Here is a 17,160-nt window from a genome sequence, read left to right on the forward strand (position 1 = left end):
TCAACGGCCATTAGTTTAATATCGTTCATGGACATCTTCTCCTCTACTTGTAATTGTTACCAACACACAAGTATGGCGCATTGCGACGCCGATATAGGTGAAGGTGTCCATTCCATCAGTCTATCCATAAAATTCTAATCAAGCGGCTTCCTTCTCCTATTCCCACACATTAATAAAGCTAATAATAATATTCTGAAACCAGTTGAGCCACCACCAGAGCTTGGTGTTGGTGCAGCTTCATCTGTATCAACTATTGCAGAACCATCATTAGGAGGTGTGTCAGAGTCATCACCAACACCGTCATGGTCGCTATCAACGTATCCTTGATATATATAAGCCGCAAGCTCACCAGGAACGCTAACTATTACATCATCATAACCGTCACCATTTATGTCACCAGCACCAGAAACACTTGCGCCCAGTTCTGCCCACTCCTGCGTACTACCGAACTGGATACTAAAAGTAGAACTGATGCCATTAGCACTACCATAATGAATAAATGCTGCACCAGTACTTGTTGCAGAACCATTAAATTTTGATGCGCCTACTATTACATCATCATAACCATCGCCATCTACATCACCGGCACTCGAAACACTGCTGCCCAATTGAAGATATTGCTGAGCGTCCTCAATTTGGGTACGGGTACTAAAAGTGGAATTAATACCATTAGAACTACCATGATAAACAAAAGCGGCGCCGGTTAAATTGTCATAAGCGGGAGCGCCTACTATTATATCGTCATAACCATCACCATTAACGTCACCAGCACTAGAGACACTAGCTCCACTCCCCAATAGTTTGGTACTAAAGCTGGAATCAACCCCATTAGCACTACCAAGATGAATATAAGTTTGGGACGTGTGGTAAAAAGAACTATGCCCTCCTATAATCACATCGTCATAGCCATCGCCATTGACATCGCCGGCACTAGAAACACTTAACCCCACCGTACAATGATTCTCTGTAGCCTCGCAGATATGAATAAGCTCTGTACTAACGGTAGTGCTTACTCCACTGGAACTACCATGATAAACAAAAGCAGCACCATAAAACCACGTTACTCCATTATAATCAGGAGCACCGACTATCACATCATCATAACCATCATCATTGACGTCGCCGGCACTAGCGACACTAGCGCCAAACCCTTGGTGAGTATGATCCTCTATAAGCGTACTAAAAGTAGAATCTATCCCATTGGGACTACCATAATAAACACGAGCAGCACCTGTTGAATTGCTATAGTAAGGGTTGCCGACTATTACATCATCATAACCATCGCCATTGACGTCACCAGCACCAGAGACACTAATTCCACTCCCCATTAGTTTGGTATTAAAGGTAGAACCAATCCCATTAGCGCTACCATGATAAACAAACACTGTTTTATCCGCATTGCGGATACTGACTATTACATCCTCATAACCGTCACCATTGACGTCACCTGCGCTAGAAACATTACTGACCCTGAGATCATACTGAAGGATAGTATCGGGGGTATAAGAAAGTATAGGATCAACTATGATAGGGTAGACCGCTTGGCTATCATCAAACCCTATCTGTATCTGATGCGCAGATGTTCTTATTAAACTTGCTGGTAAAATCTTCTTTTTATTATCCAAAACGACTAGCTTTTTATAATCAATTTTTCTACCATCGTTCAGTTTAATGATTATGTTGTCTCTGTTTTGAATCACTTCTCCCTTTACTACATTAATAGTTAAAAGTAATCTGCCATCGCCTTCAAGGCGCTTATAGAGATTATATCCATGCTCAATACCTTCTTCATTATTGATAAACCATTCCTGAACATCATTTTCATGCTCAAGCGTCACTTGATTCTCCGAAAATGACAAACTACTAGCAGTTATAGGTTCAGATTTGTTTAATGGATTGTCATGTTCTCTAACTAGACCGGCGTATTGCATCTGTAAGATGTTAGAAAAATTAGAACGTGATTTTATAGCAAGTCCTTTATTACTAAAGTGCACTCCAAAATCATTCATCCAATTTCGCGCCTGAATATCCTCGTCAACATTAGAGATGTTATATTCATGACTAGCTATTTGCTCCTTAGCTTGAGTCAGCCAGCTTCCATCAGTCTTAACAGAGTTAGTTTTTACTGAAGCAGTAGTCTCATCTAATGAGCTTGCTGTTAGAGGATTTAATATTGAATTTTTTGATGATGATTTATTAGATAAGCCAGCCTGAAATAAAGATATGTAAACTAAGAAAGCTGACAATAAAATTAATAGCAAGGCTGCACTTTGAGTTTTCATATTGATATCCTTTCTAATATGCTGAGAGGTATACGCAAACTCGACATATAGGTACTAGTTACATTACTGCACACTTCCATAGTATGTCAATCACATATGGCAACACAGAACCACATGACCGACTACAACATTGCAGATTTTTAAGGACCGTAGGTTGGATTGACGAAGGAAACCCAACAACAAAATTTGAAGTCAAAGCGAAATCTTAATTAATAAAAGACTTTCTTTAATGCTGGTTTTCAAATTACCATCCCTTTAAGAATTTTGAGATCGCTGTTGGGTTTCCTTCGTCAACCCAACCTACCCTGCTTTATTCTTTTTGACATATGGTAGAAAATTATTACAAATTAAGCGCTTTATTAAACCTAACTTTTAACTCCCGGGACAAATGATTATTCGCAAGTAAAATTATCCCTTCAGGGCCTAAGTCTACCCACTTAATCAGTTTTTTATCATCCCCTTTTGCTTCTTTTGTTAACCACAATGCAACAGTCAACGCCCCCCATTTTTTATTAAATGGTCCGGTTGACAAACCTTTCATGAGAACGTTTGCCTCATCGTCGCTAGCGTTTATTAGCGATATCATTCGCTCCACAAATACTATTTCGAGAGACTTTAAAGTTTTTTCAGCATGTTCAGTAATATGACCATTTTCATCTTTCCACTTATTTGATATCGAGCGAAAATGACCGAATCCTTCTTTAAAAGAAGCATTTAATGCACGCTCAAAATGATTTGTTAATTGATAAGGGTTCTGCTTGCTCCAGGCATGTTGAAGTAGATGAGTAAATTCATGCGCAAAAATTCGATCAATTCTATTTTGGTTTTTTACAGCCTTTCCACTGCCATAGGCTCTTACAAGAACACTTAAATTAAAAAAGATTTTAGAAGGAAACTTTGTAGTATGTGTAAAGGCATCTCGATTCCCTCTATTTCCAACAACAATAGACACCTTTCTTGGGATTTCCGTCGTCGCGTAGGGCACTGCAATTTTCTCTAATTGTGTTTCCCATAAACTCAACCTGGAAGAGATTAGACTGGCCCATTCAATTTCTTCCACTGTCAGTTTCTTTGCATTTTTTGAAACTTTATCTTTAGTAAGCACTTCAATATTCGAATCAAAATCAACCCAATCTTCAGTTACATAGCCAGATTTATCAACGCCATATTTTAAAGTGATTAAATTCTCTTCTGATTTTGCACTGAAAGACATTAAAACTAAAACTGCTAATAATAATTTAGTTGATTTCACCCTGAATACCTTTTTCATTCTAACGACCATTTCCAAACGAATGATCTAATTCTTGCATAATCGTAAAAATACCCACTGACAGCCAGCCGTAGATCACACGATCAAACCGTCCTCGTAGCAATCGCCGGAGAAATAGTCGCCGCTCTCCGCGCCGGCATATAAGCCGCCAACTGCCCTAACACCCACAAAATTGCTACCCCTACCGGAATATAAATAAAGTTAAGCCGCGGCAAAGAATATTCAGTCTCCAGCCAATACGCCAAACCAACCGTTAATACAATACCTAAAATCGCACCGCCGGTTGTGATGATCCAATTCTCCAACATAAAGTAACGAACAATATCAGTTTTCGTTGCGCCCAACGCACGCCTTGTACCAATCTGTTTCGTCCGTTGCTTAACATTAAACGAAGCCAACCCAAGAAAAACCAATCCCGTTATCACCAACAACAACACAATTACCGAAACCAGAATAATACTCATCGCACGATCTCTCTGATAAGAACGAGCGGCGTGCTCTTCTAAACTTCTGACCCTTTGAATAATTTTATTTGGACTGTTAGCGGATAACTTCTCTTCAACTTCAAGCATCAAACGATCGCGCTCTCCCGGCTCAGTTCGGATGATGTAACGGTTTCTCTGATAGGCCGGCTTACCCGGCTGAATAACAACATGTTCCAATTTGTCCCAGCCCACCCAAGAACCGTGCATTTTTTCAATAATGCCAATGATCGTTGACTCGCTCATATCGCCCCAGAAAACCTGCTTTCCTAATGCGCCTCCTTCCGGAAAGAGTGAGTCGGCCAAAGCTTGAGTCACCAAAATGCCTGGTGGCGTGGGAGGATTAGAATCTGCCTCTACAAACTCAACTTCATTCGCCTTAAAATTTCGTCCGTGAGAAATATTAACGCCAAGTGTTTCAATGCCATGTTCAGAAAAACGATAACGAGCCGTTCCCGTCGATTCAATCGTCAAATCAGGCACTGTTCTTAATCCAGTACCGGAACCAGAACCACTCAGGGGAATATGATTACTAATGGTTGCACTCACAACTCCGGGCATTGAGCGGATCATTCGCAAGTCCTGTTTAATGCTTTCAACCACATTAAAATTCGGGCCAAATCCTCTTACACTGACAGTGAAAATATTATTCACATCCATGCCCGTATCACGGCCTATTTTTTCAGAACGAACGCCGATAATAAAAATCGCATTAATGACAATGGCCAAAGTAATCGCGACCTGCAAGGCCACCAGAATAGCACCTGTTTTACGGCGTTTAAGTGCATTTAAAATGGGTCTGAATTCCACTGGTTAGCTCCTTTTATTGTGTTTTTAAAAAGCCTGCGGGAGACTCCTGACATAATTTCCAGGATGGATAAAAGCCAGCTAAAAGACTGGCCAACCAGGCCAACACTGCAGCAAATAAAACTAAAAATATATCGAGTTGAACAAGATGATCGAAACCTTGCCCCGAATATAAATACTTAATCGCCTGTAGCCCGCCTAAAGCGAATAAAACACCTAACGCTCCACCAATCACACCTGTCAATGAAACTTCAACCAGGTGTTGCCCGAAGATAGATAGTCGATTGGCTCCCAATGCTCGACGTAATGCAACTTCCTCAGACTTTCCCAGAAAATGAGTTAGCAACAAAGCAACCGCACTCAACACACAAACTAATAAAAATAAAACAGATAAACCCACAAGCACTTTATTATCTTCTCGTACTACTTGATTGTGTGCCATCCATTGCATAACGCTTTGCAAATGATTATTGAGCGGCCTTTCAAACCGACCTAACTCTTTTTGTTCTGTGACATAGGCATCGAGGAAATTTTTATAATCATCAACAGCCATACTATCTTCAAGTTCAACCCAAAATTGCATCCACGCAGATTCAGAATTCAACCAGTCTTTAAACGAATTAATACTCTCCGCTTTCCATCCCCAGTCACTACCAGCAGATTTTAATTCCATTGGCTCGGTCAGGCTTAACGGGATCATCATGTCGGCGACTTCGTTAAAGCCACCATTAATCACGTCATAAAATCGCGGTGTCGGATTCCAGGTGTCCATCACACCTGAAACAACAAATTCTTTTGCGCCCATTCTTAAACGCCGGCCAACACTATTTTCGCCGCCAAATAGTTTTTCGTTAGTTTCCTTTGAAAGAACCACCACTTGCGATGCTCTCTCATCGTCGTTCGCGGTCCAGCCTGCACCGTAAAGGAAAGGAACCTGGAACATCGGAAAAAAATCGCTGCTAGTGACGCGCAGCATACTGAGATAAGGTTTGTCTTTTTCAGGTTCTACAATCAGCGTCGACTCAAACATTGCGACCTGATGTTTGGCCTTTTTAGCAGCCACCAACGCAGTGGCATCTCGATAAGTCAGCTGGTGAGGTGCTCTTTCCGGTCGGTCTCGGTCAAACGGGTGATTAATTCCCCAACTATCCAGCTGTACGGCAAAAAGCTGACTACTTTTCTGAGGAATTGGATCAGCAGACATCAGGTAGTACACGGTGATCGTTGTCATACTAACGCCAATCCCAAGGGCAATCGCAACGATCATTAATCCACTGAGAAGCGGGTTTCGCTTCATACTATGCATAGAAATACGCAGGTAATACAAAAACATTCTTAGCCCTCTGGTTGATGACTGCTTTGATTACTATGATCGACTTGGTAACTTTTTTGATTCTTTTCTTGTTTTGTTTCTCGCACTTAAACAACCAAAGCCGAAGCGACAAAACGATCCAGCTTTGAAAAAGTAGCGAGATTATCTAATAGACGGGATGGGTAGAGAAAAAGTTTGCATTAGTTCTAATTTTTATTTTTGGATGTGATTTCAGGAATAATTTGCGCAGTGCTGATTAATAACCTTCGCGACACTTTTGCCCCATAAATCATAGGCTCTGGCGCCAGGATGAAATCCATCTTCGGCCATTAACTCCGGCGAAAAAGGTATGTCGAGTTCTAAGAAATAACAACCTTGCCGGTCTTTAAGCAAATCTTCCAGTGCAGCATTAAAGCGCTTTGCTCGCCGGCCTAAATGCCACCTGAGCGGTTGAGGTAAAGCAGGAAACTCGTGCATTGCCGGGGTCTGCGTCATGATGATTAACTTGGCTGAAAATTTTTCTTCTAAAAGTTCAATCAACTCTTCTTGATAACTTATCCATCGTTTCACCGAGATCCCCGAAGTGACATCATTTACCCCCAGCGAAGTGACAATCAGGTCAATTTGAAAATCGGGCAACGCATTTAGCTTTTGCAACGCTTGATAAGTTGTTACGCCTGATTTCGCGTTCAGGTTCCAGTGTACTCTCAAATCAGTATCGAGATAACTCAGAATTCTTCCTGCCAGCGCGTTAACTTGATTATCAGTACCAACTCCCGCTGCAGCAGAATCACCAAGGATCATTAAGCTAATGTCTCGTTTCCCCCTGCCTTGTTTGCCGAAGCGAGGCCCTTCAGCTTCGGCTAGCACAGGTGTTTTTAATCGAACCAGCAGCCCCTGAAAGATGAGTATAGGAGCCAACAAAATGGAAAAAATAACGTGCATACTAGCTCTCATTATAGAAAGTTAAGATTTAGCCGGCTGGCTTGGTTAGCGGCATTCCAGGGTAAAAATTTCATCGAGTTCGTCAATTCGCTTTGCATCCATAATCTGCGCCATTTTGACACTGTTAAGATTTTGATTAACTCGGACTATGCCAACAGACTCATAATCAGACTCATCGGCAACCAGGTGCAGTAAATGCTCAGTTAGTACCATCAGGCTATCGCCGCTCATATTATCCTGCTGAACGCCATCAAATGGACTCAAGGAATAAGCAAGTTTAAAATAAATTTTCTGATCAGCGTTTGGAACAATTTTGTTAGCAATATTTTTTAAACTTGTTAGCCACTGAGAAATAATCTGTTGACTCTTCTTTGCTTCCGTCAAAAAACTCACAACGCCAATATCATTTTCACTCCACCTGGCAACTCGCAAAAAACATTCTTGCTCACTCAATTCACGATTAAACAACTCGACCACTTCACGGGTAAGATCTTCTTCTTTTTTCTCAGCGTCAGGCTCAATAAAAACTCTGATCAGAGTCACCAGTAACTTTGACAAACTTTTTTGACTATCTCTCTCCAGTTGACTGACCCAGTCGATATTCGCAGCAACAAAGTCACTCATAAAGCGCTGATTAGGGAGACCCGTTTCAATATCCACATTAGCCTGATGTTTAAGTTGTTCTACCTGCTTTTTCAAAAACTCATTATTTTTACTATGGATGGCGATCTTTTTTGACACCTGTTTTGATACTCGACTCTGAAATAACTCTTGATTGGCAAGTCGCTTTGCCTGCATTCGAATAATCAATAATAACAACACACAAAAACCAAGGCCGTACAAAGCAAATGCCCACCAGGACACCCACGGTGCCGGTAACACGTTGACTTTTAGATTAATCGAATCACTACTCCAGACACCATCATTATTACTCGCTCTCACTCTCAGGATAAAACTTCCCGCCGGTAGATTGGTAAAGGTTGCCCGGTTTAAATGACCAGAATCAATCCACTCAGAATCAAACCCTTCTAATTTATATTGATATCTGTTTTTATCAGGTTGAGCAAAGTCTAGCCCTGCAAACTCGAAGGCAATAAGATAGTCATTATGATCAAAAGTCACTTCTTTTAAAGTCGCTAAGGGTTGCTCAAAATAGCGCAATTTGTTTTCGCTCAACACTTTGGTTAGCGTCACGGGAGGTACATGGGTATTCTGTTTTATTTCGGTTGGGAAAAATGCTGAGACGCCATTAAGACCACCAAAATACAAACGTCCATTAGATGCCTTTAAAATCGCGCCCTGATTTAATTCATTCTTATGAATTTCATCAGTCAGATTAAAATGATCGATTTGATCACTGTCAGGATCTAATCGACTAACCCCTTTGACGGTACTGATCCAGATATGCCCATTAGTGTCTTCAACAATGCCGTTTACCGTACTACTATTCAGTCCATTTTCAATCGTATAATGTTTGAAGCGGTTAAGTCCTTTCCTTCGATCTCCTGGTTCCCAACGATTTAAGCCATTCCCCTGAGTTCCAACCCAGATACGCCCTTTCGAATCTTGATAAATAAAGGAAGCAATGTTGCCAGACAATGACTCAGGATCTTGCGGATTATTCATGAACGACTGAAACTCTTCAGTATTTTTATCCAGGCGAGAAATTCCACCACCGTCAGTGGCAAGCCAGAGATAACCTTCATCATCCTCGATAAAATTATAAATATTTTCGCTTTTTAGCACACCATTTCCATTCTCGCTTTTCCCTGTCTCATCTAATCGATACCGTTTAAAAGTGCCACTCTTTCGATCTAATCGGTTTATTCCTGCCTGGTAAGTGCCGATCCAGATTTCGCCATCAGAATCTTGTAAAATTTTGGTGACGCCGTCGGCGGATAAACTTTTTTCATTTTCGGGATTATTTTTAAAACGTTTGAGCAATTCAAAATCAGGTGTGTAAACTTCTACGCCATCGGAGATACTGCCAACCCAGATGGTATTATCTGCCGCCACCATCAGCGACATAATTATTTTGCTTCCAAATGTCTCTCCTGCCGGGTTTCTCGTTACACCAACATTATTTGTTTGCGCGTTGAGCAGGTTAAGTCCGCCACCAAATGTGCCGATATAAATATCACCTTTTATATTTTCGGCAAGCGCGTAAACAGTATTATTAGATAAACTGCTAGCATCTTCGATAATGTTACGATAGTGAATAAAAGAAGCGTGATTAGGGTTCCATTGATTCAACCCTGACAAAGTACCAAACCAGAGAAGACCGCCATTGTCCTGGTTTACCGCGAGCACTCTATTGTGGTTGAGGGCGGTTCTTTGAGAGCTTTTATGGACAATTCTAAGGAAGTTATTTTTCTCTGCGTTAAAAATGCTGATACCACCATCGGTGGCTATCCATAGTGTTTGATCTCGATCTTCGAACACCTGGTAAACTCGGTCATGGGTGAGACTTGAGTCGTCATTTTTAGCATGCCGGTAAACCTCGAAAGATTTGCTCAGCTCATCATATCGATTAAGACCGCCTCCCCGCGTGCCCAACCAAATTCGGCCGCGACTATCCTCTAACACGCTTCGAATTCTTGCGTGCGAAATAGCCCGTGCATTATTATCATCTGGCAGAAAATGAGTGACATTACTTGAATTAAACAGGAATGCACCGTTGCCATCAGTACCTACCCAAAACCTTTCACGAGAATCTTCGAAAATTGCTCTCACGTCGGCTTTTTCAAGAATGTCATTTGACCTGAATTTCTGAATATTTCGCTGAGAGTTTTCTCCCTCAATTAGAAAAATACCATTGCCATCACTCCCCGCCCAGAGCACTTTGTTCGAATCTAGAAAAAGTGTATTAAATCGCGAAACTTCCTCCTGGCCGTCGAAAACTTTCACTCGCTCAAAACTTTCATTTTCCGCGATATATCGATTTAATCCGCCGCTAGTTGCAACCCAAAGATCACCGTAAGCGTCTTCAATAATAGCCCTGATTACGTCATGGGATAAACTGTGCTGATTGTGACTTAGGTGACGAAAAACTTTTAACTCTTTACCATCATAACGATTGAGCCCTTCCTGCGTGCCAAACCATAGAAAATCCTGACTATCCTGGTAGATGGCTTGTACTGTTTTTTGCGATAGTCCATGTTCAGTGGAAATATGTTTAAATCCGGTGTTTTCCAGATCAGCGGCATTAGCGCCGGCCAAGAGAAAAATCGTCGTTACTAACAACATAAGAACTGTTACATTTTTCATTAATGAACCACCTAAATAGAAAAGCCGTGGTTACGACTCACGGCTTTAAGACCTTCTACTTGCGAGGTTAGATTTATTCTTGTTCCACCCACAGGTTAATCGACACAGTGCTATCATTCCAGGCGTTGGCGTCGTTCCAGGCGTTGGCGTCGTTCCAGGCGTTGGCGTCGTTCCAGGCATTGGCATCATTCCAGGCATTGGCATCATTCCAGGCGTTGGCGTCGTTCCAGGCATTGGCATCGTTCCAGGCATTGGCATCATTCCAGGCATTGGCATCATTCCAGGCATTGGCGTCGTTCCAGGCATTGGCTGTACTCCAAGTATAGCCTTGCGATTGATCATATTCTCCCTTCCAGGTAGCCGACTCAAAGTTTCGCGTATAGTACTCACCGTCGGAATTAATCATAGTGACACCGGCATAATGTTGGCTGCCATCAAGGTCTTTGACAATATCGAGATTTCTGTTGGCGCAGCCGCTTTCGCCACTCTCAACTGCTGATTTTGCATCTACCAGTCCTGCGCCTTGTTGAAACGGTGAATAAGCCCAACTGCCATCAGCCTTTCTCGCCGGTTTCGCAGAATTCATCAAGCGACACTTAACATCGTCCGGCGTTAGCCCGGCATCAACACTTAACATCAGTGCCACGATTCCACTGACAACTGCAGACGATTGTGATGTGCCGGACATAGTGAAATATTTGCCGCCATCATGAAATTCAGGATGCTCCGACGCAATTCTCATTTTTGATTCCATTAATCCCATCAGATGACCGCCAGGTGCAACAATCTCTGGCTTTACAAACCTCTCGACAGTGGGACCACTGGAAGAAAAACTGGCCAGACGATCATCAGAAGTATCATCAGGCGTGTAGTTATCGGTGACTGCGCCAACCGTTATAACGTAGGGTATATTTCCCGGAACACCAATTCCCATCGGTGAGTTACCGCGATTTCCTGCGCTCGTGACCACAACAATTCCCGCTTGCCATGCTTTCATTACTGCCTGATTAAGTGGGTCTTGCCAGTAAAATGAACGTGGTGTCGTGCTAAAGGAAAGATTCATCACCCTGATGTTGTATCGTTCCTTAAAATAAATAGCCCATTCTATTCCGCGGATAACATCCGCATAGTTACCCATGCCCGCCTCATCAAACGCTTTAATACTGATAAGCCGAGTATTTGGCGCTACCCCGTAAAAATTCCCATTGATGTCTCTTTCGCTATTCAAGGCGATACTTGCCACGTGGGTTCCGTGGCCGCTAGCTTCGTCGTCGTTCATTGAGGTTTTGTTTTCGATGGCATTGTAGGTGCCATAAACTCGATGGCGACCATAGGCATCCTGACGGATTCCACTCATACTTTTTACGCCGCTATCAATGACAACCATCGTAATCCCACTTCCCAGGATGCCGGCACTATGAAGCTGACTGGCATTTGTCATTTGAGAAGCAGACGCCGGGGTAAAGTTGATTCGCTGACCCACAGCCCAACCATCGGTTTCAATTGAAAAATTAGGAATGAGCTTCAAACCTTGCTCTGAAAGCATATCGAATTGAATTTTTGATAAATTGGCAACAACGGTATTGATTAACCTGAGCGTATGGGTAATTTCAGCACCCGCCTCTATGACTGTTTGCTTATCGACAGGACCTTGAATCAGATAGCTTTTCTTTTCGACTACCGTTGGAAACTGCTCATTGGTCACTTTTCCTTGGCTTAAATTACTTGAGCTTAAATTACCTGGGCTTAAATTAATTACGACCAAAACAATGAGCATACTCGCAGACAACCATACGATGGATGCGTCGAGCTTTGTTGGAATAAACTTCATCATTCACCTCTTGCAAAAGATAAAACCGTTATTAAGATAACCACACACACCCTTAAATACAGATATATCTTATTGAAATATATAGGTTTATTTTTATTCTTATTTTTTCCTTTATCCCTGAAGTTTTATCAGTCTATTACTAAACTTATTAATATGCACCAGTTTTTAATAAATTGGTAAAAATTACTCAAAAAAACAACTTATCACCAGTTATAAAGACGTCTAAACTGCTAAATTGCAGAAAAGTCTGTCAATAAATACCAAGTGCATTATCAATATCCTTGATTATCAAGTTAAGAAGATTACTCTTTTTACAATCGAATGAAAACTCTAACCAACTGATATTTAAGTTATATTTCATCTTTTTTACGAAAATGTCGGTTTTCAACGAATTTTTGTCGTTTTCCTACTATTTTCAAAATGTTGAATAATGTTAAAAATGGCGCTCTCAAACAAAAAGGGTCTAAAAAGGAGAGTTTGTAATGAAAAAAAATATAGTTGCAACAGCCGTTGGAGTGGCAATAACTGGCACTGCTTTTAGCGTTGTTGCTGATAATTCACAGCCAACTTATAGTGCCGATGATTTATCCAATGTACATAATCAATGTATTGTGCGTTTAAAAGATAATGCTACCGATGTTCCAGGCCTGGCAAAAGGGTTACTTAAAAAAGCCAATCAAATGAACGGCAAAAGTGCCTCTATCAAGCATACTTATCAGCGTTCTATCAAAGGCTTTACTATGACAATGCCTTGTTCTGCAGCAGAAAAGGCGCTAGGTAAAGACGCTAATATTCACAGCTTAACCCCCGATAGCATTGTTTCAGTTAGCAAAGGCAAACCCGGCGGTGGCGGTGGTTCTCAACCGCAAACAACTCCCTGGAGTGTCACCCGAGTTGGTGGTGCTGCAGACGGCTCAGGATATACAGCCTGGGTTATCGATACCGGCATCGATCTGGACCATCAGGACCTGAATGTTGACAGTAGCCGAGGCTTCTCTGCATTTACTAAGGGCAGAAATGCGGGAATGGACGACAAACACGGTCATGGTACCCACGTTGCAGGTACTATTGGGGCAATTGACAATTCAATCGATGTCATTGGCGTTGCAGCTGGAGCGACAGTTGTTCCTGTTAAAGTATTAGATGCTCGCGGTTCAGGTTCAAACTCTGGCGTTATTGCCGGCGTTGAACACGTTGCGGCTAATGCGTCCCCCGGCGATTGTGTCAATATGAGTTTAGGCGGAGGCGTAAGCTCGGCGCTCGATGATGCAGTCAAAAACGCGGCACAATCTTCAGGTGCTTACTTTGTTTTAGCTGCCGGTAATGACGGTGACCATGCAAACAACCATTCACCAGCAAGAGCCAACGGCAATCGAATTTACACAATTTCCGCCACAGACTCTAATGACAATATGCCGTCATGGTCAAATTATGGCAACCCGCCAGTTGATTATGCAGCCCCAGGTGTAAGCATATTGTCGACTCGCATGGGTGGTGGAACAACGACTATGTCAGGCACGTCCATGGCTGCCCCGGCGGCTTGTGCAGTCATCATGTTACGCAATGGAAATCCCGGCACCGACGGTTCTGCGAACAATGACCCTGACGGTAATCCAGATCCAATTGTTCACTTATAATCGATTTTAACAAGATTCCAATATCACATTGCACGAAGTCTAATAATCATAACAACTGCGCATGGCTTAGCCACCTTCTGGGTGGCTTTTTTTTAACTTCTTTTTCCCATTAATAACTCTGCTATTATTGGCTAGAACCCGATCACTTTATTGGCATCATTAATACCCAAGGTCCAAAAATAACTATGACGAACTTCGTTACGCAGGGTAGTGAACAAAAAAGGCCTAACCGATTAAAATTAAACGCTATCAATTCAATCGCATTTACTGCTGTTGCTTTTTTAATCTTTGCTTACGCCAGCGGCGTATTGTCCGAAAACACCTTGGCTGAATTCAACCGTATTTATGCTGATTTCATTTTTCTATCAGTAATCATTATTTCTATCGCGCTAAAATTCAGAAAACCAGCGCTTGTGGTCGACCCCATTTACTGGTTGTTACTCGGCGCGGCATTTTTTTCCTGGTTTGGTGTCAGTATTTTAAGAATCGCTCTGTGGCAGGAGTTATCTAACACTGTTAAAGACATGATCACCAATTTGGGCTACTTCTTATATTTCGCTTTATCAATTGCCGCCATCGAAGTGAAAAGCTATCGTTCTGATCGCCAACTGCGCGAACTTCCCAGTTTGATTATTTGGGGAAGCACATTATCGTTTGTGCTTGGCGCATTTATCTTCCTGGTTTTAACTCAGTCAAAAGGAGCTGCGGTAACCGCTAACCATTTTCACTACACTTTTGTTTTCTACTTGTTAATGGATCTCTACCTCTGCGCTCGCTGGCTCTATCTTTCCTGGGTTTGCCGTAACAGTCATTGGCATGCCTATTTTCTTTTAGGATTAGCCGCTTTTAACTGGGGTGTCGCAGATTTTGTCGAAGGATTGTCTTACACCAACTATCTAGACGGGACATGGAATTTATCACCTGCAAATTGGAGTGACTGGCTTTGGTACACGCCCTACATTTTGATCTACGTCGCACTGCAAATGAAAGTAACCAGCAGCGACAATCAAAACGCAGTCCCCAATTTTACGCGCTCACATTTACTCAACAGTCCGATTTTTTTCACCATAATATGCCTGACTCTTGAGAAGTTGATAAACAATCATTCGCATCTATTTACTTCTCTCAATAGCACGCAAACACTCGCATTTAATCTCTGGATTGCAACATGTTTACTATTTGCAATTATACAATTGCTATTGCTTGGGAAACAAGCCCGAAAGTCGAGGGCCCAACTATTGGAGGCGAATAACTCTCGCAAAGTACTACAACAAAGAATGGAGCAACAGGCTCAAAGCCTCATCGACCAGGCGGCATCCAATCAAACCATTTTGGAAACCACTCACAACGCAATTTTTACACTCGCTCGAGATGGAAAAATACTGTCTTGTAATCCTGCTGCTTGCGAACTAATCGGTTATTCGCAAGAAACGTTGATTAATGCAGTCTTTATCGAAGTTACTCAAGCTGAGGGAGAGTTGAGTCGTTTTTTTACCTACCAAAGCTATCGACAAAAACTGTCTTCAACAACAGGCGGTGTGGAAATTGAATCTCTGATTGTTAATGCCAGTGGTGAGAAGATCCCCGTTCATGTAACCCTCTCCCAGGAAACTAAAAGTAATCAAGGTTTTCTGGTTGTTTCGCTTGTCAATATCAGTGCGCAAAAACAGGCGGAACAGGAAGCACATCATCTAAAAGATCAATTCACAGCGAATATTTCACATGAATTTAGAACGCCATTAACAATAATCAACGGCGTGTTGGAAAACTTATTAAATCATGAAAATTACCAGGACGACAAAGAGCAAATTGAAACTGCGAAAAGAAATGTTTTACGTATGATTAGAATGGTAGAGCAGCTACTGGAACTTTCTCGAATAGCAAACGACCCTATCACTTTATCGCCGTTAAATATCTCGCCCGTGATAAATTTTGTTTGCACTTCCTTCGATGAAATTGCTAAAAATCAACAACTTGAATTTAATTACCGCTTGCCGAAAGAAGCCTGGGTAATTGGCAATCCTCAAGCGTTGGAAAAAATTCTCTTTAACTTGCTTTCAAACGCTTTTAAATATACTGAGCGTGGAAAAGTTCAAATTGATTTACAACTATCTGCTGAGAACTTTAAATTAACCGTGACAGATACCGGCGTTGGTATTGATGGTCCACAACAAGCAGCTGTGTTTGAACGTTTTCATCGCGTCGAGAGTCAAACAGTTAAGCAGAGACATGGAGTAGGCATCGGACTGGCACTTGTTAAAGAACTTTGTAATGCAATGCGATGGAACATTGAAGTCGAGTCGAAATTAAATCAGGGAACTCAGTTTACTGTCACGATAGCTCAGGCGCTATCATCACAAGTGGATGCACATCACCGCAGCATAGATGAATTTGTTTCACTATCAGAAAGCACTCAGCAAAGCATGGCGGCAGAATCCTTTGAAGCACAAACCAGTAGACAGCACCAACCGTTAAAAAAATCCAAAAACTCAGTTCTTGTGGTTGAAGACAATCCTGATATGTTAAGCCACATCAATGAAATACTTTCTCCTCACCACCATTGCTTGCTAGCAGATAATGGCGAAGAAGGCATTCGCCTGGCAATTGACTACCTCCCCGATATTATTATTTCAGATATCATGATGCCGAGTGTCGACGGCTATGAGTTATTAAAGACTTTAAAGAAAACCAACATGACATCACATATCCCAATCATTCTTTTAACTGCACTGAGTGATTCTGACAGCAAAATAAAGGGACTTGAAGCTGAGGCTGATGACTATCTCAGCAAACCTTTCGATGGCAAAGAGTTGCGTTTACGTGTGAACAATCAACTTAAGTCGCGATTAAAACTACAACAAAAACTCAGCGCGCAATGGCAGCAACACAACCATGAACTCCTTCCAGCCAATCTGATTGAAGATAAGTTTGTACAAAAGCTGGAACAGGTATTTGAAAAGAACTATCGTAACTGCGACTTTTCAATTCTCGATTTAGCACACGAACTTGCAATGAGCGATCGGCAAGTTCAGCGGAAAATCAAAGCCCTGATTGGAATTAGCCCTTTAGAAACCTTAAAACAATTTCGCTTAAGAAAAGCAAAGCCGCTACTGGAATCCGGCGATCAGATTGGCGTAGTCGCACAATCCTGTGGCTTTACATCACAATCTTATTTCGGGCGATGCTTTAAAGAAGTTTACGGAATGACCCCAAAACAGTTTCAAAAATCTGGCTAACATTACGATAGTAATTAACCTAAGTTCACTGGTTATTCTTACGGAAAAGATCAGCTTGGCCGATCTTTTTCTGTTTTTTTAACGCTCTAAA

Annotated in this window: 9 protein-coding genes; 2 read left to right on the top strand and 7 right to left on the bottom strand. The window is 41.8% G+C overall.

What is annotated here, in order from left to right; translation table 11 throughout:
- Positions 1–134: 134 nt before the first annotated feature.
- The 7 genes from FLL46_RS26675 to FLL46_RS26705 form a co-directional block, all read right to left on the bottom strand.
- Positions 135–1,838, bottom strand: coding sequence for an FG-GAP-like repeat-containing protein (locus tag FLL46_RS26675; RefSeq protein WP_168204333.1), 1,704 nt, complete (start codon positions 1,836–1,838; stop codon positions 135–137).
- A gap of 784 nt (positions 1,839–2,622) precedes the next feature.
- Positions 2,623–3,534, bottom strand: a complete 912-nt coding sequence (locus FLL46_RS26680) for a hypothetical protein (RefSeq protein ID WP_168204334.1) — start codon at positions 3,532–3,534, stop codon at positions 2,623–2,625.
- A gap of 101 nt (positions 3,535–3,635) precedes the next feature.
- Positions 3,636–4,844 (bottom strand): ABC transporter permease, encoded by a 1,209-nt coding sequence (locus FLL46_RS26685; protein ID WP_142935475.1) that lies wholly within the window; start codon positions 4,842–4,844, stop codon positions 3,636–3,638.
- A 13-nt stretch (positions 4,845–4,857) separates the two neighbouring features.
- Positions 4,858–6,147, bottom strand: coding sequence for an ABC transporter permease (locus tag FLL46_RS26690; protein ID WP_210418832.1), 1,290 nt, complete (start codon positions 6,145–6,147; stop codon positions 4,858–4,860).
- 237 nt (positions 6,148–6,384) lie between these two features.
- Positions 6,385–7,098 carry an SGNH/GDSL hydrolase family protein gene (locus FLL46_RS26695; RefSeq protein WP_168204335.1) on the bottom strand — a complete coding sequence of 238 codons (714 nt, stop codon included), beginning with the start codon at positions 7,096–7,098 and terminating at the stop codon, positions 6,385–6,387.
- 45 nt (positions 7,099–7,143) lie between these two features.
- Complete coding sequence (locus FLL46_RS26700) at positions 7,144–10,365, bottom strand: ligand-binding sensor domain-containing protein (RefSeq protein WP_142935480.1); 3,222 nt, start codon at positions 10,363–10,365, stop codon at positions 7,144–7,146.
- A 73-nt stretch (positions 10,366–10,438) separates the two neighbouring features.
- Positions 10,439–12,199: a S8 family peptidase gene (locus FLL46_RS26705; RefSeq protein ID WP_142935482.1), complete on the bottom strand. Its 1,761-nt coding sequence runs from the start codon at positions 12,197–12,199 to the stop codon at positions 10,439–10,441.
- Positions 12,200–12,678: 479 nt separating this feature from the next.
- Between FLL46_RS26705 and FLL46_RS26710 the strand changes: the two genes are divergently transcribed.
- Positions 12,679–13,833: a S8 family serine peptidase gene (locus tag FLL46_RS26710; RefSeq protein WP_142935484.1), complete on the top strand. Its 1,155-nt coding sequence runs from the start codon at positions 12,679–12,681 to the stop codon at positions 13,831–13,833.
- A 185-nt stretch (positions 13,834–14,018) separates the two neighbouring features.
- A complete protein-coding gene (locus FLL46_RS26715) occupies positions 14,019–17,069 on the top strand; it encodes a response regulator (RefSeq protein ID WP_142935485.1) in 3,051 nt (1,016 codons plus the stop codon).
- Positions 17,070–17,160 lie beyond the last annotated feature (91 nt).

The organism is Aliikangiella coralliicola (genome assembly GCF_007004725.1).
GTDB lineage: Bacteria > Pseudomonadota > Gammaproteobacteria > Enterobacterales > Kangiellaceae > Aliikangiella > Aliikangiella coralliicola.